The 20,917-nt window shown below is 69.7% G+C and carries 19 protein-coding genes; 14 read left to right on the top strand and 5 right to left on the bottom strand.

The genetic code is table 11. The annotated features are described in order from the left end of the window. The 3 genes from ASH02_RS16870 (at position 1) to ASH02_RS16860 (ending at position 3,886) form a co-directional block, all read left to right on the top strand. A complete protein-coding gene (locus tag ASH02_RS16870; RefSeq protein WP_056679557.1) occupies positions 1 to 1,083 on the top strand; it encodes a phosphotransferase family protein in 1,083 nt (360 codons plus the stop codon). After that, positions 1,083 to 1,766 (top strand): histidine phosphatase family protein, encoded by a 684-nt coding sequence (locus ASH02_RS16865; protein WP_056679560.1) that lies wholly within the window; start codon positions 1,083 to 1,085, stop codon positions 1,764 to 1,766. The genes ASH02_RS16870 and ASH02_RS16865 overlap by 1 nt, the downstream gene beginning before the upstream one ends. A gap of 65 nt (positions 1,767 to 1,831) precedes the next feature. Continuing rightward, positions 1,832 to 3,886, top strand: a complete 2,055-nt coding sequence (locus ASH02_RS16860; RefSeq protein ID WP_056679563.1) for an acyltransferase family protein — start codon at positions 1,832 to 1,834, stop codon at positions 3,884 to 3,886. Between the two features lie 100 nt (positions 3,887 to 3,986). Here the strand turns inward: ASH02_RS16860 and ASH02_RS16855 are convergent, their stop codons facing one another. Together ASH02_RS16855 and ASH02_RS16850 are read right to left on the bottom strand one after the other, a co-directional pair. After that, positions 3,987 to 4,883: a hypothetical protein gene (locus ASH02_RS16855; protein ID WP_056679566.1), complete on the bottom strand. Its 897-nt coding sequence runs from the start codon at positions 4,881 to 4,883 to the stop codon at positions 3,987 to 3,989. A gap of 339 nt (positions 4,884 to 5,222) precedes the next feature. Next, positions 5,223 to 5,972 carry an SDR family oxidoreductase gene (locus tag ASH02_RS16850; RefSeq protein WP_056679569.1) on the bottom strand — a complete coding sequence of 250 codons (750 nt, stop codon included), beginning with the start codon at positions 5,970 to 5,972 and terminating at the stop codon, positions 5,223 to 5,225. Positions 5,973 to 6,001: 29 nt separating this feature from the next. Here ASH02_RS16850 and ASH02_RS16845 point away from each other — a divergent pair, with 29 nt between their 5' ends. From ASH02_RS16845 to ASH02_RS16800, 10 genes are all read left to right on the top strand, one after another. After that, positions 6,002 to 6,376: a VOC family protein gene (locus ASH02_RS16845; protein WP_056679571.1), complete on the top strand. Its 375-nt coding sequence runs from the start codon at positions 6,002 to 6,004 to the stop codon at positions 6,374 to 6,376. A gap of 100 nt (positions 6,377 to 6,476) precedes the next feature. Beyond that, a complete protein-coding gene (locus tag ASH02_RS16840; protein WP_056679574.1) occupies positions 6,477 to 7,082 on the top strand; it encodes a TetR/AcrR family transcriptional regulator in 606 nt (201 codons plus the stop codon). Continuing rightward, positions 7,079 to 7,882 carry a TIGR03084 family metal-binding protein gene (locus ASH02_RS16835; protein ID WP_056679577.1) on the top strand — a complete coding sequence of 268 codons (804 nt, stop codon included), beginning with the start codon at positions 7,079 to 7,081 and terminating at the stop codon, positions 7,880 to 7,882. The genes ASH02_RS16840 and ASH02_RS16835 overlap by 4 nt, the downstream gene beginning before the upstream one ends. Beyond that, on the top strand, positions 7,879 to 9,606 hold the full coding sequence (locus tag ASH02_RS16830) for an acyclic terpene utilization AtuA family protein (RefSeq protein ID WP_056679580.1): 1,728 nt from the start codon (positions 7,879 to 7,881) through the stop codon (positions 9,604 to 9,606). Before ASH02_RS16835 ends, ASH02_RS16830 begins: the two co-directional genes overlap by 4 nt. Further along, a complete protein-coding gene (locus ASH02_RS16825) occupies positions 9,606 to 10,742 on the top strand; it encodes an acyl-CoA dehydrogenase family protein (protein WP_056679583.1) in 1,137 nt (378 codons plus the stop codon). Before ASH02_RS16830 ends, ASH02_RS16825 begins: the two co-directional genes overlap by 1 nt. After that, on the top strand, positions 10,739 to 12,322 hold the full coding sequence (locus tag ASH02_RS16820) for an acyl-CoA carboxylase subunit beta (protein ID WP_056679586.1): 1,584 nt from the start codon (positions 10,739 to 10,741) through the stop codon (positions 12,320 to 12,322). The genes ASH02_RS16825 and ASH02_RS16820 overlap by 4 nt, the downstream gene beginning before the upstream one ends. Further along, the gene (locus ASH02_RS16815) at positions 12,319 to 14,307 is read left to right on the top strand and encodes an acetyl/propionyl/methylcrotonyl-CoA carboxylase subunit alpha (RefSeq protein WP_056679589.1); all 1,989 of its coding nucleotides are present in this window, start codon (positions 12,319 to 12,321) and stop codon (positions 14,305 to 14,307) included. Before ASH02_RS16820 ends, ASH02_RS16815 begins: the two co-directional genes overlap by 4 nt. Beyond that, the gene (locus ASH02_RS16810) at positions 14,304 to 15,488 is read left to right on the top strand and encodes an acyl-CoA dehydrogenase family protein (RefSeq protein WP_235532535.1); all 1,185 of its coding nucleotides are present in this window, start codon (positions 14,304 to 14,306) and stop codon (positions 15,486 to 15,488) included. Before ASH02_RS16815 ends, ASH02_RS16810 begins: the two co-directional genes overlap by 4 nt. A gap of 34 nt (positions 15,489 to 15,522) precedes the next feature. Then, positions 15,523 to 16,677, top strand: coding sequence for an acyl-CoA dehydrogenase family protein (locus tag ASH02_RS16805; protein WP_056679592.1), 1,155 nt, complete (start codon positions 15,523 to 15,525; stop codon positions 16,675 to 16,677). Between the two features lie 62 nt (positions 16,678 to 16,739). After that, positions 16,740 to 17,114, top strand: coding sequence for an MmcQ/YjbR family DNA-binding protein (locus ASH02_RS16800; protein WP_056679594.1), 375 nt, complete (start codon positions 16,740 to 16,742; stop codon positions 17,112 to 17,114). 1 nt (position 17,115) lies between these two features. Here ASH02_RS16800 and ASH02_RS16795 read toward each other — a convergent pair whose 3' ends face one another. Genes ASH02_RS16795 through ASH02_RS16785 form a run of 3 tightly spaced genes read right to left on the bottom strand, consistent with a single transcriptional unit; the run spans position 17,116 to position 19,476 of the window. Then, positions 17,116 to 17,673, bottom strand: coding sequence for a protein-L-isoaspartate O-methyltransferase family protein (locus ASH02_RS16795; RefSeq protein ID WP_056679597.1), 558 nt, complete (start codon positions 17,671 to 17,673; stop codon positions 17,116 to 17,118). A 19-nt stretch (positions 17,674 to 17,692) separates the two neighbouring features. After that, positions 17,693 to 18,622 carry a serine hydrolase gene (locus ASH02_RS16790; protein ID WP_056679600.1) on the bottom strand — a complete coding sequence of 310 codons (930 nt, stop codon included), beginning with the start codon at positions 18,620 to 18,622 and terminating at the stop codon, positions 17,693 to 17,695. Next, positions 18,619 to 19,476: a LysR family transcriptional regulator gene (locus tag ASH02_RS16785; protein WP_162254253.1), complete on the bottom strand. Its 858-nt coding sequence runs from the start codon at positions 19,474 to 19,476 to the stop codon at positions 18,619 to 18,621. The genes ASH02_RS16790 and ASH02_RS16785 overlap by 4 nt, the downstream gene beginning before the upstream one ends. 153 nt (positions 19,477 to 19,629) lie before the next feature. Here ASH02_RS16785 and bla point away from each other — a divergent pair, with 153 nt between their 5' ends. Next, a complete protein-coding gene (gene bla, locus ASH02_RS16780) occupies positions 19,630 to 20,550 on the top strand; it encodes a class A beta-lactamase (RefSeq protein ID WP_056679605.1) in 921 nt (306 codons plus the stop codon). Positions 20,551 to 20,917: the final 367 nt, after the last annotated feature.

Here is a 20,917-nt window from a genome sequence, read left to right as displayed (position 1 = left end):
GTGACCGACAGCGACGCGGGCAATCCGGCCCGACCCGTTCGTGACGAGGACTCCTTCGACGTGGCAGCCGTCTCCGCATGGTTGCGCGCCCATGCCGCAGACGGGTTCCGCGAGACCGTTGCCGCCGACCCCGAGGTGCGCCAGTTCCCCGGTGGTGCCTCCAACCTCACCTACCTGTTGCGCTACCCCGACCGTGACCTGATCCTGCGGCGGCCCCCGGTCGGTCGCAAGGCGGCCGGCGCCCACGACATGGGCCGCGAGTTCCGGATCCAGTCGGCGCTCGCGCCCGTGTTCCCGCTGGTGCCGGCGATGGTCGGCTTATGCGACGACGAGTCCGTTCTCGGCTCCGACTTCTACGTGATGGACAGGCTCGACGGGACGATCCTGCGGCAGGACTTCCCCGACGACCTGACGCTGGCGCCCGACCAGGTCGCCACGTTGTGCCGGAACGCGGTCGACGTCCTCATCGACCTGCACCGGGTCGACGCCACCCGCCCCGACCTCGCCGCCTTCGGCAAGGGCGAGGGGTACGTCGCACGACAGGTGAGCGGCTGGTCAACGCGGTTCCGGGCAGCCCGCACTGAAGACGTCGGCGACTTCGAGGCCGTGATGGCCTGGCTCGACGAACACCAGCCCGCCGACGTCGGCACCTGCGTGATCCACAACGACTTCCGGTTCGACAACCTCGTGCTCGACGCCGACGACCCGCTCAAGGTGATCGGCATGCTCGACTGGGAGATGGCCACCCTCGGCGACCCGCTGATGGACCTCGGCGGTGCGACGGCGTACTGGGTGGAGGCCGGCGACGACGACTTCTTCCAGATGTTCCGCCGCCAGCCCACCACGGCCCCGGGCATGTGGACCCGCGCCGAGCTGGTCGAGCACTACTGCGCGCAGACGGGCATCGACATGACGCCCGAACGGTGGCGCTTCTACGAGGTGTTCGGGCTGTTCCGGCTCGCGGTGATCGCCCAGCAGATCTACTACCGCTACTTCCACGGCCAGACCACCAATGAGGCCTATGCCGTCTTCGGCGACGCGGCCAGATATCTCGAGCACCGTTGCCAGGAGGTCATGGCCTGATGGGTCAGTTGTTGCTGGTGCGCCACGGACAGGCCTCGTGGGGCACCGAGAACTACGACGTGCTCTCACCCCTGGGCTGGGAGCAGTCGCGGCTGCTCGGCCTCGAGCTCGGCCGGCGCGTCCCGACGCCCGACCTGGTCGTGCACGGTGACATGCGCCGGCACCGGGAGACTGCCGAAGCGGCCATCGAGGCGGCCGGTTGGGGCTCGGTCGAGACCTTCGAGGACGCCGACTGGAACGAGTTCGACCATCTCGGCTTGCTGGCCTCCGAGCCGAGCCCGTCCGGTGATCGTGAGCCCACCCGGGCCGAGTTCCAGGCGTGGTTCGAGATCGCGACCGCACGCTGGACCTCCGGCGAGTTCGACGCGGAGTACAAGGAGTCCTTCCCGGCCTTCGCCGCCCGGGTCGACGAGGCACTGCTGCGCACCATCGACCGGATCGGATCCGGGGGCACCGCCGTGGTCTTCACCTCCGGCGGTCCCGTCTCCCTCGCGGCTTCCGGCCTGCTCGCCGCGGCGGCGCCCGATCTTCCCGCCTCGTCGTACGCCGGCATCTGGGGCCAGCTGAACAAGGTCGTGGTGAACTCCTCGGTGACCAAGGTGGTGGTCGGTGGCCGGGGCGCGACCCTGGTCTCGTTCAACGAGCACTGTCACCTGGAGGGTGACGGGCTCACCTATCGCTGAATCGGTGGCCCTGGATCGGCCTCGCTGAATCGGTTGGGCCGGGCCTCGTCGGGTATAAAAGGCGGGTGTCAGGCGACGGGGAGAAGACGAAGGCCCACGCGAAGCGTGCCGACATCCAGGGACTCCGGGCCATCGCCGTCGGCCTCGTGGTGCTGGCCCACAGCCACTTCCCGTTCTTCGACGGCGGGTTCGTCGGGGTCGACGTATTCTTCGTCCTCTCCGGCTTCCTGATCACCGGCCTGCTGGTCAAGGAGTCCGAACGATCGGGCCGGATCAGCATCCCCGGGTTCTACGCCCGCCGGGCCCGCCGGATCCTGCCGGCCGCCACGATCGTGCTGGTCGCGATCACCGTCTTCACCGCCCTGACCGAGCCGCTGACCCGTCTCAAGGTGGTCGTCGACGACGCCCTCTGGTCGGCGGTCTTCCTGGCCAACTTCCACTTCGCCGACATCGGCACGGACTACTTCGCCAGCCAGGACCCGTCCCCGATGCAGCACTACTGGTCACTGGCGGTCGAGGAGCAGTTCTACCTGGTCTGGCCGCTGCTGCTGATGCTGCTGGTGTTCCTGCGCAGCTCGCGCCGCACCATCTTCGTGGTGCTCGCACTGATCTGGCTGGTGTCGCTGGTCTGGTCGGTCTGGCAGACCAACCAGGCGCCGGTCGACGCCTACTTCTCGTCCGTGGCCCGCGCGTTCGAGCTCGCCACCGGCGCCCTGGTCGCCGTACTCACGCCCGTGCTGAACCGGCTGCGCGACGGACACCGGGTGACGCTCTTCGTGGTCGGCCTGGGGCTCGTGCTGGTCGCCTCGCTGGCGTTCACCGACATCACCCCGTTCCCCGGCTGGCTGGCCCTCGTCCCGGTGCTCGGCACGGCGGCCCTGCTGGCCGCCGGCACCGGCAAGGAGGTCGGCCCGAGCAGGCTCCTCGGGCTGCAGCCGCTGCGCCACATCGGCGACCTGTCCTACTCGATCTACCTGTGGCACTGGCCGGTGCTGATCATCGGCGACAAGCACGTGCCCGAGGGCATCGCCGGCACGGCCGTCCTGCTCGTGCTCACCCTCGTGCTCTCGGAACTCAGCTACTTCTTCGTCGAGCAGCCGTTCCAGCACGGCAAGGTGCGCATGGTGCGGGGCCGCTGGTCGCTGGTGCTGTGGCCGGTCTCGCTGGCCCTGGTCGCCGGCACCGCGATGGCCTCCAACCAGTACAGCGAGGGCGAGCTGGCCAAGAGCCGCGAAGCGGCCCAGCGGTACTACCAGGAGCACCCCGAGGCGCTCCAGGAGGCGAAGCCGCGCAACATCACCAAGGCGCTGCGGCACTCGCTCAAGCTCGCCGACGACGGGGCCCCGCTGCCGCCCGAGCTGGTCAACGGGGACTTGCTCGGCCGCGACATCTGGCAGGAGCCGTTCCCCTGCTACGCCAGCTTCGACGACCCGACCACCAAGCTCTGCCCGGCCGGCGACCTCGACGCCGACAAGACAGTCGTGATGTACGGCGACTCGCACGCAGGCATGTGGATGCCCGCACTCGACGCGATGGGAAGGAAGCAGGGCTTCAAGGTCATCCCGTTGATCAAGGTCGGCTGCGCGCCGTACGACGTGCCCCAGTCCAACAAGGGGGAGGCGTTCCCGAGCTGCCCCGAGTTCCGGGACTGGGCGCGTGGCCAGATCGAGCAGATCCAGCCCGACGGGATCGTGCTGGCACACCGCGGCATGTTGTTCATGGACAGCTCGACGCCCGAGGAGGACTGGGAGTCGGGGGTCCGCGAGACAGTCGAGGACCTCTCCTCGATCACGCCGAACATCAAGGTGCTCGGCGACATCCCGAAGATCCCCTGGGAGCCGCAGGACTGCGTGACCGACGTCGACGCGACGATGGAGTCGTGCACGGCTCCGGCCAAGAGCCTCGAGATCACCTCCAACGCGCTCACCCGCGACGCCCTCGAGGGCACCACCGCCGACTACGTGCCGACCACCGACCTGATCTGCGTCGACGGGCGCTGCCCCTTGGTCGTCGGGGACGTCGTGACCTTCCGCGACAAGGCGCACCTGTCGCTGAGCTGGACCAAGATCATCTCCCCGCGGTTCGCCAAGATGGTCGGCCTGCGGTTCCCCCAGCGCTGATCTGGGGCCCCGTGCCGACTGCGGGTCGTGGCTTTCTGCACGAAATCGTCGGTCACAGGTGGACGGAGAGCGATTTCGTGCAGACTCGGAGCAGGGGAGCTCATCCCGGTCTCTGGGTCCATGGCTGCGCGGCGCGCATTTCGGCGTTGACCTCCGCGAGCACCTCCGCTCTGCGCAGCTCGGCCTCGGCACAGTCAGGCACGGGGCGGGCCTCCCAGCGGCGTTGTCCAGGTGGCAGGAACCTTGCGCGTGAGCGTGCCCGCTGCAGCCGGTCGACCACCAGCCCGGTGTCTCGAAGGTCGGTCCCGGTCACCCGGGTCACCTCGAGTTCCACGCCGCGCATGTCCTCGTCGCGCCGGGTGTCGCGAGTGTGCTGCCGCCGGGATCGGTGGTCGGCGCCGTCGAACTCGATGACCAGGCCGGCTTCCTCGTCGAGCAGGTCGGCCAACCCCAGCAGGCGGCCGGATCGATCGTGGACGGGGCAGTTGACGTGGAGGCGGGGCAGGCCGGCGTCGAGTTCGGCGATCAGGCGCAGCGCCGTCTCTGCCAGAGACCTGGCGCGCTCCCTGGCGTGAAGACACGCGAACCGGGCCCTGGCGATGCGCTTCCAGCCGGGATGCCTGTCGACGTACGTCGACACGCGCTCGATCGAGGTGATGCCGGCCGCGACACAGGTGTCGAGCACGGCCACCGCATCCCGATCAGTCCGCGCCAGGCGCACGGCGTCGAACACGGCCCGCTCGGCCCGTGTCACCGGAATGCCGACCACGCGGGTGACTTCATCAGGAGTGAGGCGTTCACGGCTGATCGTGACCCTCGCGTCGTCGCGGATGTTCCCGGTCGGGCCGATGGCCAGTGGGACCGGAACCTCCGCCAGGCCGTCGGCGCCCAAGCCGTCGAGGAAGTTCGCGCCGTGAAGTCGGCAGGCCGCCCAGCCGGTGGCGGCACCGCCGGGTGGCAGGCGTGCAGACTGTTCGATGATGCGCTGCTCGGGCACGCCGATAGGGGTGTTGGCCGGGACGTAGAGGCCATGAGAGGTGACCCGCCACCTGGGACCACGGGCGGCGCCGGGGGTGGGGCCGGTCAGTCCTTGCGGATCGACCGGGACGGGTGCCACCAAACCCCGCGGCGGGCTGCATCGGACGCTCCACCTGTGCGCGCTCATCCGGCAAGCCTGACGGCTTTGCCGGCCGGCGTGTGGTGCTCATCCACAGGCCCCGAGCAGGAAGGACGACGGTGAGCACCGACGTGTCGGGACAGCCGGATGGTTCTGCACGAAACGGTCGCCTTCCGTGCCGTCAGCAGCGATTTCGTGCAGACGCGGCGCTGACCCAGGTCAGATCATCCGCTTGAGCACCGGCAGGGGTGCGTGCTTCATGACCACGCTCATCGGGGCCCACGGCAGCGGCGGCACGCAGGCGGAGTCCTTCTCCTTCTCGATGGCGTGCACGATCGCCTTCACGCCCTTCTCGGTGGAGACCTGGAGGGGGTTCTTGTGCTCGGCCTTCTCGTTCATCTCCGAGGCGATGAACCCGGGGTAGATCACCGACACCTTGATCGGCTTGCCGTGCAGCTCGGTGCGGAGGCCCTCGGCAAGATGGGCCACCCCGGCCTTCGTGGCGGCGTACGTCGTCATCGCCTTGGGCATGCCGCGCATCGCGGACATCGACGAGATCATCACGAAGTGCCCGGCGTCCTGGGCGCGGAAGATCTCCATCGCCGCCTCGGACTGCGCCAGCGCGGCCACGAAGTTGGTCATCGCCGTCTCGCGGTTGGCGGCGTACCGGCCGGTGCCGAGGGGTGCGCCCTTCCCGAGGCCGGCGTTGATCACGATGCGGTCGATGGTGCCGAAGTCGGCGGCGAACCCACGGAAGACCTCGAAGACCTGGTCGTCGTCCGTCACGTCGAGCTGGCGGATCTCGACCCGGCGGTCCGGGTGCTTCGCGATGATGTCTGCGCGCAGGTCTTCCAGCTTCTCGAGGCGCCGGGCGCACAGGGCGAGGTCGTAGCCGAGGTGGCCGAACTGGCGGGCCATCTCGGCGCCCAGTCCGGAGCTGGCACCGGTGATCAGAATCGTCTTCGTCATGCTTCGAGTGTCGCGTACTGTCTGAAGACATGAGCGGACGCGTGGTGCATTTCGAGATTCCGTACGGCGAGGGCGACCGGGCGCGGGCCTTCTACGCGGAGGCATTCGGCTGGGAGCTGCTCGACATCCCGGAGATGTCCTACACGATGGCGACCACCGGGCCGTCCGGCGAGACCGGACCCACCGAGCCGGGCTTCATCAACGGCGGCATGATGCGCCGCGAGAGCCCGACCGAGGGCCCGGTCGTGGTCATCGACGTGCCCGACATCGAGGCGTCGCTGGCCAAGATCGAGTCCCTCGGCGGCAGCACGGTGCTGGGCAAGCAGGCCGTCGGTGAGATGGGCTTCGCGGCCTACTTCAAGGACGTCGAGGGCAACATCATGGGGCTCTGGCAGTCAGCCTGAGTTCGACCCCGGCGTGACTGTGCAGAGGGCAGTGCCGAACCGTCTCAGCAACTAAAAGTCAGGCTTGACTGTTTGTTGCTCAGGGGTGCATGGTGACTGCATGACCACCACCCGCGTGCCACAGGAGCAGCGAACGCGTGTCATGCGCCAGCGCCTGCTGGAGGCCACCGTCGAGTGCCTGGTCGAGGTCGGCTTCAGCGGCACCTCGACGACCTTGGTTTCTCGTCGGGCGGGCGTGAGTCGGGGTGCGCAGCTGCACCACTTCCCGACGAAGAACGACCTGGTCCTGGCCGCCGTCGAGCACCTCACCGAGAAGCGTGGGCTCGAGCTCGCCGCTGCGGCCGAGGGGCTGCCGCGTGGCGCCCGGCGTACCCGCGCGGTGCTCAGCATGCTGGGTGACCACTTCACCAGCCCCGTGTTCACCGCTGCCCTCGAGCTCTGGGTGGCCGCCCGCACCGACCCCGGCCTGCTCGAATCGGTCGGGCCGCTCGAGCAACGGGTCGGCCGCGAGACGCACCGGCTGACCGTCGAGCTGCTCGGCATCGACGAGTCGGTGCCCGGCAACCGCGAGCTGGTTCAGGCCACCCTCGACCTGGTCCGCGGCCTGGGCCTGGCCGACACGATCTCGGACGACGCCCGCCGGCGTGGTCGCATCCTCGACCGCTGGGCCGACCAGCTCGACACGATCCTCAAGGAGCAGAAGTGAGCGACGTACTTGACGGGGTCCTGGCCGATCTCGAGGCGCAGAGCGCCGAGCTCGACGACCACGTGGCCGGCCTGACCGAGGAGCAGTGGCGCATGCCGACCCCGGCCGCCGGCTGGGACGTCGCGACCCAGATCTCCCACCTGGCATGGACCGATGAGGCGTCCGTCGCTGCCGCGACCGACAAGGCGCGGTGGGACGAGCTCGTGCTCGAGGCCATCGCCGACCCGCAGAACGTGGTCGACAGCGCAGCCCTCGACGGTGCGAAGGTGCCGCCGTCCGAGCTGCTGGGCAGGTGGCGCGCGGGTCGCGCGGCCCTGGGCGCGGCCCTGCGCTCGGTGCCCGAGGGCGAGAAGATCCCCTGGTACGGCCCGCCGATGTCGCCGACCTCGATGGCGACGGCCCGCTTCATGGAGACCTGGGCGCACTCGCTCGACGTGTACGACGCCCTGATCTCGATCGGCTCCATCACCCGGCAGCCCGAGCCCACCGACCGCATCGTGCACGTGGCCCACATCGGCGTGCGCACCCGCAACTTCTCCTTCGCCGCGAACGACCTGACCCCGCCCGCCGAGGAGTTCCGCGTCGAGCTCACCTCGCCGAGCGGCCAGTCCTGGACCTACGGCCCGGCCGAGGCCGCCCAACGGGTCACCGGTTCGGCGATCGACTTCTGCCTGCTGGTCACCCAGCGGGTCAACCGCGCCGACACCGATCTCGTCGCGACCGGCACCGACGCCGACCAGTGGCTCGACGTCGCCCAGTGCTTCGCCGGCCAGCCCGGCGAGGGAAGGAAGGCACGATGATTCGCGTCGGCAACTGCTCCGGCTTCTACGGAGACCGCCTCTCCGCGATGCGGGAGATGCTGGAAGGCGCCGGGGCAGCTGAGAAGCGGCTGGACTACCTGACCGGCGACTACCTCGCCGAGCTGACCATGCTGATCCTCGGCAAGGACACCATGAAGGACCCGTCCCTCGGCTACGCGCGCACGTTCGTGCGCCAGGCCGAGGAGTGCATGGGACTGGCCCTCGAGAGTGGCGTGAAGATCGTCAGCAACGCCGGCGGCCTCAACCCCGCCGGGCTCGCCGCCCGGCTGCGCGAGGTCGCGAGCGGTCTCGGCCTCGACCCGAACATCGCCCACGTCGAGGGTGACGACCTTCGCGGCCGCGACATCGGGATCTCGGAGGGCGCCCTCACCGTCAACGCCTACCTCGGCGGCTTCGGCATCGCCCGCGCCCTCGAGCAGGGCGCCGACATCGTCGTCACCGGCCGGGTCACGGACGCCTCCGTGGTGGTCGGCCCCGGCATCGCGGCCTTCGGCTGGACGCCCGAGTCCTACGACGAGCTGGCCGGCGCGGTCGTCGCCGGACACGTCATCGAATGCGGCACCCAGGCCACCGGCGGCAACTTCTCGGGGTTCCGGTCGTTGCCCCACACCGGCACGCCGCTCGGCTTCCCGATCGCCGAGCTGGAGGCCGACGGCTCGTGCGTGATCACCAAGCACGACGGCACCGGTGGCGCGGTCACCGTCGACACCGTGACCGCGCAGCTGGTCTACGAGATCCAGTCGACGCGCTACCTCAACCCCGACGTGGCCGCCCTCCTCGACACGATCACCCTCACCCAGCAGGACACCGACCGTGTGGCGATCAGCGGCGTCCGCGGCGAGGCCCCTCCGTCGAAGCTGAAGGTCTGCGTCAACGAGCTCGGCGGCTTCCGCAACACCGTCGAGTTCGTGCTCACCGGCCTCGACATCGATGCCAAGGCCGACTGGGTGCGCGACCAGATGACCACCTCGCTCAAGGCGTCACCGCCGGCCGAGGTGGTGTGGTCGCGCACGTCCCACCCCCAGGCGGACGCCGAGACCGAGGAGAGCGCCTCCTGCCTGCTGCGCTGCACCGCCAAGGACCCCTCGGCCGGTCCGGTCGGCAAGCCGTTCACCTCCTCTGCCGTCGAGCTCGCGCTGGCGTCCTACCCCGGCTTCACCATGACCGGCCCTCCCGGTGCGCCCACGCCCTTCGGCGTCTACCGACCGGCGTACGTCGACCGCGCGCTGGTCGAGCACACGGTCGTGCACGCCGACGGCTCGCGTGAGGTGATCGCCGACCCGGTCAAGACCCACGACGTCGAGGTCGAGGGCGGCCAGCGACCCTCGCCGTACCCCGCGCCCTCGGACAACCTGACCCGCCGCATGCCGCTCGGCACCTTCGTCCATGCCCGCTCCGGAGACAAGGGCGGCGATGCCAACCTCGGGCTGTGGATCGCGAACGACGGCTCGCCGAAATATGCAGATCGCGTGACCTGGTTGACGAAACTCATCACCGCCAAGCGCCTGCGCGAGTTGGTGCCGGAGGCCGACGGCCTTGAGATCGAGGTCTTCATGCTGCCCAACCTCGGCGCGGTCAACGTGCTGGTCAAGGGGCTGCTCGGCGACGGCGTCGCCTCGTCCACCCGCTTCGACCCACAGGCCAAGGGGCTGGGCGAATGGGTGCGGTCACGGATGGTCAGCATCGAGGAGGCCCTGCTGTGATGTGGAGCGAGGAGCGCGCGGCGCTCAAGGAGTCGGCCGCCGAGTTCACCCGTCGCGAGATCATGCCGCACCTCCAGGAGTGGGAGGACGCCGGCGAGCTGCCGCGCGACCTGCACCTGGCCGCGGCCAAGCAGGGCGTGCTCGGCGTCGGCTATCCGGAGAGCGCCGGTGGCCAGGGCGGCGACCTGCTCGATGCGTGCGCCCTGCAGGAGGGCCTCATGGAGGCCGGTGCCTCGGGTGGGCTGATGGCCTCGCTGTTCACGCACGGCATCGCGCTGCCCCACATCATCGCCAACGGATCGCCCGACCTCATCGACCGCTTCGCCCGGCCCACCCTGGCCGGTGAGCTGATCGGGTCGCTCGCCGTCACCGAGCCCGGCGGTGGGTCCGACGTCGCCGGCATCACGACCAGGGCCGTGCGCGACGGGGACGACTACGTGATCAACGGCGCGAAGACCTTCATCACCTCGGGAGTGCGTGCCGACTTCGTGACCACCGCCGTACGCACCGGCGACGCGGGCCACGGCGGCATCTCGCTCATCGTCGTCGAGAAGGGCACGCCGGGCTTCACCGTCACCCGTGGCCTGAAGAAGATGGGCTGGCACTGCTCCGACACCGCCGAGTTGTCGTACGTCGACGTGCGCGTGCCGGCGGCCAACCTCGTCGGCGCGGAGAACCAGGGCTTCTACTACATCGCCGAGCAGTTCGTCGTCGAGCGCATCTTCCTGGCGTTGATGGGCTACGGCCACGCGGCACGTTCGCTGGCCCTCGCCGCGGCGTACTGCCGTGAGCGCGAGACCTTCGGCAAGCCGCTCATCTCGCGACAGGTGGTGCGGGCCAAGCTGGTCGAGATGCACCGCCAGGTCGAGGTGGCCCGCACCTACACGCTCGACGTCGCGGCCCGTCACGTCGCCGGAGAAGACGTCATCGCCCAAGCCTGCTTGGCGAAACAGACCGCGGTCGAGACCGCCGTGGACGTCACCAACGAAGCGGTGCAGCTCTTCGGCGGCACCGGCTACATGCACGGGACCGAGGTCGAGCGGCACTACCGCGACGCCAGGCTCCTGCCCATCGGAGGAGGAGCAACCGAAGTGTTGACCGACCTGGCCGCCCGTCTACTGGGCTACGCGTCATGACCGCGGACGTCGCACCGGACCGGCGCGAGACGATGCTGGCGAAGATCGCCGACCTGCACGCCGAGCAGACCAAGGCCGTCGAGGCAGGCGGCAAGTACATCGCCCGCCACAAGGAACGCGGCAAGCTCACCGCCCGCGAACGCGTCGACCTGCTGGTCGACGAGGGCTCGGCCTTCCTCGAGCTGATGCCGCTGGCCGGCTGGGGCAGTGACTTCGCGGTCGGCGCCTCACTGGTCACCGGCATCGGCGTGGTCGAGGGCGTCGAGTGCATGATCGTCGCCAACGACCCCACGGTGAAGGGCGGTGCGTTGAACCCGTGGTCGTTGCGGAAGTCGTTCCGGGCCGGCGAGATCGCCGAGCGCAACCGCCTCCCGATGATCAACCTGACCGAGTCGGGTGGTGCCGACCTGCCGACGCAGAAGGAGATCTTCATCCCCGGGGGCCGCGGCTTCCGCGACCTGACCCGGGCCTCGGCCCGCAAGCAGCCCACGATCTCGGTGGTCTTCGGCAACTCCACCGCCGGCGGTGCCTACGTGCCCGGCATGAGCGACTACGTGATCATGGTCAAGGAGCAGGCCAAGGTCTTCCTGGCCGGCCCGCCCCTGGTGAAGATGGCGACGGGGGAGGAGACCGACGACGAGTCCCTCGGTGGTGCCGAGATGCACTCGCGCATCTCCGGCTCCTCCGACTTCCTGGCCCTCGACGAGCACGACGCCCTGCGCATCGCACGACGCGTGGTGGCCCGGTTGAACTGGAGGAAGGCGGCGTACGCCGACACCGCGTACGCCGAGCCGGACCTCGACCCCGACGACCTGCTCGACCTGATCCCGACCGACCTGAAGGAGCCCTTCGACCCGCGCGAGGCGATCCTGCGCATCGTTGACGGCACGGGTGCCGACAACGCGGTGCCGTTCGACGAGTTCAAGCCGCTCTACGGCTCGTCGCTGTGCGTCGGCTGGGCCCGGCTGCACGGTCGCGAGATCGGCATCCTCGCCAACGCCCGCGGCGTGCTGATGAGCGAGGAGGCCCAGAAGGCAGCGCAGTTCATCCAGCTGGCGAACCAGAAGGACACCCCGCTGCTGTTCCTGCACAACACCACCGGCTACATGGTCGGCAAGGACTACGAGCAGGGCGGCATCATCAAGCACGGCGCCCAGATGATCAACGCGGTCTCGAACTCCAAGGTGCCGCACCTGACGGTGATCATGGGCGCGTCGTACGGCGCCGGGAACTACGGCATGAACGGTCGGGCCTACGACCCGCGGTTCCTCTTCACCTGGCCGAGTGCGAAGTCCGCGGTGATGGGACCCCAGCAGCTGGCCGGGGTGATGGAGATCGTGGCCCGCGAGTCCGCGGAGAAGAAGGGCCAGGTCTTCGACGCCGAAGGTTTCGTGGAGATCAAGAAGATGGTCGAGGGCATGATCGAGGAGCAGTCGATGCCCTACTTCCTCTCCGGCATGGTCTACGACGACGGAGTCATCGACCCCCGCGACACCCGCACCGTGCTGGGCATCTGCCTGTCCGTGATCGACAACCAGCCCATCGAGGGCGAGATGAACTTCGGGGTGTTCCGACTGTGATCAATCGACTGCTCGTGGCCAACCGGGGCGAGATCGCCCGACGCGTGTTCCGCACCTGCCGGGACCTCGGCATCGAGACCGTCGCCGTGCACTCGGACGCCGACGCCGACATGCCGTTCGTGCATGACGCGGATGCCGCCGTACGGCTGCCGGGCAACACGCCCGCCGAGACCTACCTGCGTGGCGACCTGGTCATCGAGGCCGCCCGCAGGGCCGGCGCGGACGCGATCCACCCCGGCTACGGCTTCCTCTCCGAGAACGCCGCCTTCGCCCGACAGGTGACCGAGGCCGGCCTGACCTGGGTCGGCCCCGACCCGTCGTCCATCGAGCAGATGGGCTCGAAGATCGAGTCCAAGAAGCTGATGGAGGCCGCCGGTGTCCCGGTCCTCGGCAACTTCACGCCCGAGACGGCGACCGAGGCTGACCTGCCCCTGCTGGTCAAGGCTTCCGCCGGCGGTGGCGGTCGCGGCATGAGGATCGTCCGCTCGCTCGACGCGCTTCCCGGCGAGATCGAGCGGGCGCAGAGCGAGGCACAGTCGGCGTTCGGCGACGGCACCGTGTTCGTCGAGCCGTACGTCGAGAACGGCCGCCACATCGAGGTCCAGGTGCTCGGCACCCCCGAGCGCGCCCTTGTCTTCGGCGAACGCGACTGCTCGGTGCAGCGTCGTCACCAGAAGGTGATCGAGGAGGCACCGGCCCCGGCGCTTCCCGACGCGACCCGCACCGCGCTGCACGACGCGGCCCGGGCCGCGGCCGAGGCGATCGACTACCGCGGCGCGGGAACCGTGGAGTTCCTCCACGACCCCGCGCGTGACCGGTTCTACTTCCTGGAGATGAACACCCGGCTCCAGGTCGAGCACCCGGTCACCGAAGCGGTCCACGGCGTCGACCTGGTGGCCCTGCAGATCGCGGTCGCCGAGGGCCACTCGCCGGACATCGAGGTCGGCCCGCCGAACGGCCACGCGGTCGAGGTTCGCCTCTACGCCGAGGACCCCGCCCACGACTACCAGCCCCAGAGCGGACGCATCGCCCGTTTCGAGGTGCCCGGGGTGGTGGCCGAGTTCGAGGGGCCGACGTCGTACGGCGTCCGGCTCGACTCGGGCGTCGGCTCGGGCGACGAGATCGGCACCTTCTACGACGCGATGATCGCCAAGGTGATCGTGCACGCGCCGACCCGCGAGCAGGCGTTGCGCCAGCTCGCCGGGACTCTCGCGAAGGCCCGCCTGCACGGGCTGGTCACCAACCGCGACCTGTTGGTCAACCTGCTCCGTGACCCGGTGTTCGCCGGTGCGGAGATGCACACCACCTGGCTGGACACGGCCGACCTGGCCTCCCTGGCGACGGCCTCGGGACGCCCGGGAGCGGTCGAGCTCAGCGGCTTCGCGGCCGCCATCGCGCTTGCGGAGCGGGATCGGGAGGCCCGCCCCGTGCAGCGGCGGATCCCGGCCGGGTTCCGCAACGTCGCGGCACATCCCCAGCGGGCCCTGTTCCACGTCGACGGCAGACCGTCGGACGACGTGTTGGAGATCCGTTGGTTCGGCGGCCGGAGCTATCTGTTCGCGGACCGTGACGACGTGTCCGTGCTCGAGGCGCGGCCCGACGTCGTCCGGCTCGAGGTCGACGGAGTCCAACGCAGGTTGACGATCCACACCGACGGCGACCGGGTCGACGTCGAGTCGTCACTGGGCCACGTGGGGCTCCGACGCAAGCCGCGCTTCACCGACCCGGCCGACCAGGTCGCCGAGGGATCGCTGCTGGCGCCGATGCCGGGCAGCGTGATCTCGCTGAGCGCAGCCATCGGCGACGAGGTCATCGAAGGCCAGACGATCCTCGTCATGGAAGCCATGAAGATGCAGCACACCATCGTCGCGCCGAGCGCCGGCACGATCACCGAGCTGGCCGCCACCACGGGGCAGCAGGTCGAGGCGGGCGCGGTGCTCGCCGTCGTCTCGACCGATGACGTCACCCAGGAGGAGAACGCATGAACCAGGCAGCCCCCACCCAGACCATGTTCAGCGAACCCGAGGAGCGCGTCGCGCTGCGCGAGGCGGTCGCGAAGCTGGCCGGGAAGTACGGTCGTGAGTTCGTCGAGAAGCAGGCCCGCGAGGGCGGCAAGATGACGGACATGTGGCTCGAGATGGGCCGCAACGGATTCCTCGGCGTCAACATCCCCGAGGAGTACGGCGGCGGTGGCGGCGGCATGTCCGACCTCGCGTCCGTGCTCGAGGAGTGCGCCGCGGCCGGTGCCCCCCTGTTGATGATGGTGGTCTCTCCCGCGATCTGCGGGTCGATCATCACCCGCTGCGGCACGGAGGACCAGAAGAAGCAGTGGCTGCCCGGGATCGCCGACGGCTCGCACCTGATGGCGTTCGGCATCACCGAGGCCGACGCCGGCTCCAACTCCCACCAGATCACCACGACGGCCACCCGTGACGGTGACCACTGGGTGATCAACGGACAGAAGACCTTCATCTCCGGGGTCGACGAGGCGCAGTCCGTCCTGATCGTCTCGCGCACGGAGGACGCGAAGACCGGCAAGCTCAAGCCCGCGCTGTTCGTCGTACCCACCGACGCCGAAGGCTTCGAGAAGCAGCCGATCCCGATGTCGTGGCAGGCACCGGAGAAGCAGTTCACGCTGTTCCTCGACAACGTGCGGGTGCCCGCAGACGCGCTGGTCGGTGACGAGGACGGCGGCCTGTGGCAGCTCTTCGCGGGCCTGAACCCCGAGCGGATCATGGGCGGCGCGTTCTCCTGCGGCATGGCCCGCTACGCCCTGGACAAGGCGGTGGCCTACGCCAAGGAGCGCTCGGTCTGGAAGGACCAGGCGATCGGCGCCCACCAGGGCATCGCGCACCCGCTGGCGAAGATCAAGATCGAGCTCGAGCAGGCCAGGCTGCTGTGGCAGAAGGCCGCGGCGCTCTACGACGCCGGCGACGACATGGCCGCCGGGGAGTACGCCAACATGGCCAAGTACGCCGGCGGCGAGGTGGCCTGCAATGCGACCGACGTCGCGGTGCACACCCACGGTGGCAACGGCCTCACCCAGGAGTACGGCCTCGGCAACATGCTGGTCGCTGCCCGGCTCGGGCGGATCGCCCCGGTCTCGCGGGAGATGATCCTCAACTTCGTGGCGATGCACTCCCTGGGCCTGCCGAAGTCCTACTGACCCCCAAAACCCCCACCGTTTCAGGAGAATCACCGTGCAGCGCAACATCTTCGACGCCGATCACGACGCGTTCCGCGACACCGTCCGAGCCTTCCTCGACAAGCACGTCGTCCCTCACCACGAGGAGTGGGAGACCGCCGGCATCGTGCCGCGTGAGCTGTGGGAGCAGGCCGGCGAGCTCGGCCTTCTCGGCTTCATGATGCCGGAGGAGTACGGCGGCGGCGGGGTGCAGGACTTCCGCTACAACGCCATCCTCCAGGAGGAGCTGACCAGGATCGGCGCCAGCGGTGTCGGCTTCGCACTGCACACCGACCTCGTCTCCGGCTACCTTCTCTCCTACGCCAACGACGAGCAGAAGGCGCGCTGGTTCCCGAAGTTCTGCACCGGCGAGACGATCACCGCGATCGCGATGACCGAGCCCGGCGCGGGCTCCGACCTGCAGGGCATGACGACCACCGCCAAGCTGGTCACCAATGACGGCGACCCCTACTACCTGGTCAACGGGTCCAAGACGTTCATCTCCAACGGCATCAACGCCGACCTCGTGGTGGTGGCCTGCAAGACCGACACCGAGGCCGGCGCCCAGGGCATCTCGCTGGTCGTGCTCGAACGCGGCATGGCGGGCTTCGAGCGCGGTCGCAACCTCGACAAGATCGGCCTCAAGGCGCAGGACACCGCCGAGCTGTTCTTCGACAACGTGAAGGTCCCGGTCGCGAACCTGCTGGGCGAAGAGGGCAAGGGCTTCATCTACCTGATGGAGAAGCTCCCGCAGGAGCGCCTCACCTTGTGCGTCGTCGCTGCCGCGGCCTGCCGCTCGGTGATCGACCAGACCGTCGCCTACGTGCAGGAGCGCAAGGCCTTCGGGAAGCCGATCTCGGCGTTCCAGAACACCCGCTTCACGCTGGCCGAGCTCGAGACCGAGGCACGCATCGCCCAGGTGTGGGTCGACCGCTGCATCACCGAGCTCAACGCCGGCACGCTCTCCATCGACGACGCCGCCGCCGGCAAGTGGTGGACCACCGAGCTGCAGAAGAAGACCGTCGACGCCTGCCTCCAGCTGCACGGCGGCTACGGCTACATGAGCGAGTACCCGATCGCCAAGGCGTACCTCGACACCCGCATCCAGACGATCTACGGAGGAACCACGGAGATCATGAAGGAGATCGTCGGCCGCATGATGGGCCTCTGATCGTCCTCCGATGACTCGGGACGTCTGATCGGCTGTCGGCGGCGCATGGCAGGCTTTGTGCCATGGCCAAGAAGGAGCGCCCGCTCGTCCCGACGTGGATGCTCGAACGCCTGCGCGCGATCCTCGACCCGCTCCCGCGGATCCACGAGGAGGACGCGTGGGTGGGCGTGCGCTGGCGGGTCGGCGGCAACACCGTGGTGCACGTCTTCGGCGGCGAGGACCAGCTCTTCCGCATCGTCTTCCGGGGCGAGCCCGACGAGGTCGCGGCGTTCGAGCACCTCGGTGCGCCGTACTTCCGGGCCGGCTGGGGCCGTGACGTGATCGGCATGATCATCGACGAGGACTCCGACTGGACCGAGGTGCGTGAGCTGCTGGTCGACTCCTTCTGCCTGATGGCACCCGACCACCTGGCCGCCCAGGTCGACCGTCCGGGCTGACCTACTTCAGCGGCACGAAACGGTAGTAGCCGTGCCTGGTCACGTCGACGTCGTCCGAGCGCTTCACGACGAGCAGCATCACGCCGGACACCGGGATGACCATGCGCCCGCCGTCGGCCAGCTGTGCGACCAGCTCGTCGGGCAGCGTGGCCGGCTCGGCCGAGACCAGGATGCAGTCGTACGGCGCGTGCCGGGGCAGGCCGAGGACGCCGGGCTCGGCAGGTTCGATGCTCGCCCACGGCTTTGCCGCCCCTTCGAGATTCCGCTGTCCCCATGCGGTGATCGAGGGCACCAGCTCGACTCCCCGCACCCGGCCGGTCGGCCCGGTCAGGTGCGCCAGCAGGGCAGTGGTCCAGCCCGACCCGGCGCCGACGTCGAGCACGTGCTGGCCGCGGCGTACGTCGAGCAGCTCGAGCATCGCCTCCACCGTGCGGGGTTGGGAGTTGGTCTGTCCCTCCCCGATCGGGATCGGTCCGTCGTACGACGCACGCCGGCGCGCCCGGGCCGGCAGGAATCCGGCTCGTGGCACCGCCTCGAACGCCGCAGCCACGGGCTCCATGCCCCGAGTCAACCACGCACTAGAACCGGAGCACCTCGAATGCCGCCCGCCCGGCCAGCGCAATGGCACGCTCTGCTTCGGGCTGCACCCTCGACGGCACCGTCGAGACAGTCAGCGCCGCCACCGCGATGCGGTCCCCGGCCGAGGAGCAGATCGTCCCGGCCTCGTGTCGGAGGTTGAGGAAGGTCCCGGTCTTGCTGTGCACCCGCACCAGGTCGGAGGACAGACCCGAGGCGAGCCTGGCTCCGTTGACCTGGCCTCCGAGGAGTTCGCGCAGTCGTGCGGTCGCGGGCGGCACGCTGACGCGGTCATTCCAGACCTTGTCCATCAGGTCGACCAGTCCACGCGAGGTGCCGCAGGTCGCGGTGCCGCTGTCGAGGGCGGGAAGGACGTGGCCGCCGCCGCCCGTGGTGGCGCGTATCGCGAGCTCGAGGGCCAGCACCGGGTCGTCGGACGAGGCCGCGCTGACCGCGTCGTACAAGGTCCGGATCGGGTGACGCACCTGGATCCCGGTGCAGCCCCACGCGGCCAGCCTGTCGGCGACCGCCGCCGGCGGCGTGATCTCGAAGAGCGCGTCGGCCGCGGCGTTGTCGCTCACGGTCAGCATGAGGAGCACGAGGTCCTCCACGGCCACCGACGTCGGGTGACGGAACGACGAGATCCCGGTGGGGCCGGGAGTCCGGTCCTTCGGGTCCAACGTCACCTGGCGTTCGGCGTCAAGCTCTCCGCAGGCGATCAGGTCGAGGACGACGAGGGCCAGCGGAACCTTGGAGACCGACGCCAGCGGGAACGGCAGGTCGGGCTCGAAGCCCAGCTCCTCACCAGTGTCGAGGTTGCGGGCACTGAACGCGCCCCGCAGTCCGGCTTCCGACCATGCCTGCCTGATCTCGTGGGCCACCTCGACGGCTTCGCCGGAGAACCCGTACGCCGAGCTCGCCGCGCCGCTCACGTGAGTCCCAGGGCATCAGCCAGCGGTTTCTCGAGCACCTCGATGCCGGCCGGCAACGTGGCGTCCGGCTGACTGGTGAACGCGTAGCTCCGCACCAGCTCGAGTCCGCCCAGGGACCGCCACCGCAGGTCGTGCCGGGCCGCCCAACCCGGCGTACAGACGATGACGTCGCCGAGGTCGAGGGCCGCGGTGACGCTCTCGGTCCGACCGGCTCCGATCCGGAGCTGGTGCGGTGCCAGACCGCTGGCCCGTGCCGCACGGACGACGCGGTCGCGGATCCATGGCACGTCGTCCTCGGCATGCAGGTGCAGGACGGGAGCCCGGTCGGCCGGTCCCTGCCGACGCAGCTGGTCGAGGTGCACGCGCCGTCCGCGGATGGCGCCGCCGCTGGTGGCGGCGCCGAGCTCGGCTGTCATCACTCCCTCCCCTGCGGGGCAGGCCGTGAGCGCGACGGTCACCTGGCCGCTCCTGGACGCCGCATGGCGTTCTGACGGATCGAGCTCGACGAAGTCGACGTCCACGCCGGCGCGCTCACCGGCCCTGCGGGCGGTGACCAGGCCGCGCGGATCGGCGTCGCGGGGGAGCCCCACGACCACCTGGGTGTCGTGCCGGCGAGCCAGGTCCTGGAGGTGGTCGGCGCGGGCGATCAGGTCCGCGGCATGGGGCAGGAGCCTGCGGCCCAACGGGGTCAGTTCGACCTCGCGCGACGTACGACGCAGCAGGGCACCGGCGAAGTGCTTCTCGAGCGCCGCGACCCGCCGGCTGACGACCGGTTGCGGGACGCCGCACGCGTCCGCCGCCCGGGTGAAGCTGCGCTCGTCGGCGACCGCCACGAACGCCCTGAGATGAGCCACGAGATCCACCCGGGAACCATAGCGACAACGCATGGATCAGTAGCCGAACCGTCTTGGACACGGGTGGCCGCCGTCCGGTTCCGTGGGGCCACACATCCATCCCGGGAGGCCGCCATGTCTGCATCGAACCCGTCTGCACCGAACCCGTCTGCCATGAATCCGCCACACCGCCGCACCCTGCTCAAGGCGGGTGCGGTTGCCCCCTTCGCCCTGGCCGCGTCGGGCTGGCTGCCCGCGAGTGGTGCCGCGCCTGCCACCACCGCCGGGCGCGGTGACCGGGTGAGCGAGGTGGCCGCCATCGAGCGGCGGTACGACGTGACGGTCGGCCTCTCTGCCACCCACCTCCCCAGCGGCAGGACGATGCAGCACCGGGCGGACGCGCCGGCAGCGATGTGCTCGGTGTTCAAGGCGCTGGCGGCAGCGGCCGTGCTGCGCGACCACGATCGCCGCGGGGAGACCCTGGACCGGCGGGTCTTCTACCCACCTGCCGACGTCCTGATCAGTCACACCCCGGAGACCGGCAGGCACGTCGACGACGGCATGACGATCCGCGAGCTCTGCGACGCCGCCCTGCGCTTCAGTGACAACGCGGCAGGCAACCTGCTGCTGCGTGAGATCGGCGGCCCGCGCGGGCTGACCGCGTTCCTGAGGTCGGTCGGCGACGGCGTCTCCCGGCTGGACCGGTGGGAGACCGAGCTCAACTCGGCCCTGCCCGGAGACCCGCGCGACACCACGACTCCGGCCGCGATCGCGCGGACGTACGCCGGCCTGCTCGTCGGCGACACCCTGTCGCGGCGGGACCGGGCGACCCTGCGCGACTGGATGCTGGCCAACCAGACCTCGGACAACAGGTTCCGGGCCGGACTGCCGGAGGGGTGGATCCTGGCCGACAAGACCGGTGGCGGCGACTACGGCAGCAACAACGACGTCGGTGTGGCCTGGAACCCTCGCGGCGAGCCCGTGGTGATCGCCGCACTGGTGCGCGGGAAGGTCGCCGACGCGGTCACGCCGGACATCGTCCACGCCGAGCTCGCAGCCCTCGTCGCCGACCGTCTCGGCTCCTCCGGCAGCTGATGACCTCGTGCAGCCGATCGTTGGTTGAGGAAGTCGCGCAGCGACTGTCTCGAAACCACCCCGCCCGGCACCCTTCGCTGGTTGGGGAGCCGCGCACCGCACGGTGATGCGCGTACGACGAACCCGCCAGCTCGTCCTCCGCCTGTCGCGAACCGTGTGTTCTTGATGCGCGAACCGTGTGCTTTTGATGCGCGAACACCGGGTCCTTGGTGGCTCGGTGGTTGAGGAAGTCGCTCAGCGTCCGTCTCGGAACCACCCCGCCCGGCACCCTTCGCTGGTTGAGGAAGTCGCTCTGCGACTGTCTCGAGACCACCCACAGAAAATGGTTCGAAGAATCTTCTCCGGGGCCTGTGGACAACGACTTTTT

The sequence above is a fragment of the Nocardioides sp. Soil796 genome, from assembly GCF_001429525.1.
In the GTDB taxonomy this organism is placed as follows: domain Bacteria; phylum Actinomycetota; class Actinomycetes; order Propionibacteriales; family Nocardioidaceae; genus Nocardioides.
Note: the sequence above shows the minus strand (reverse complement) of the source record. Positions and strands in the feature narration are given on the sequence as shown.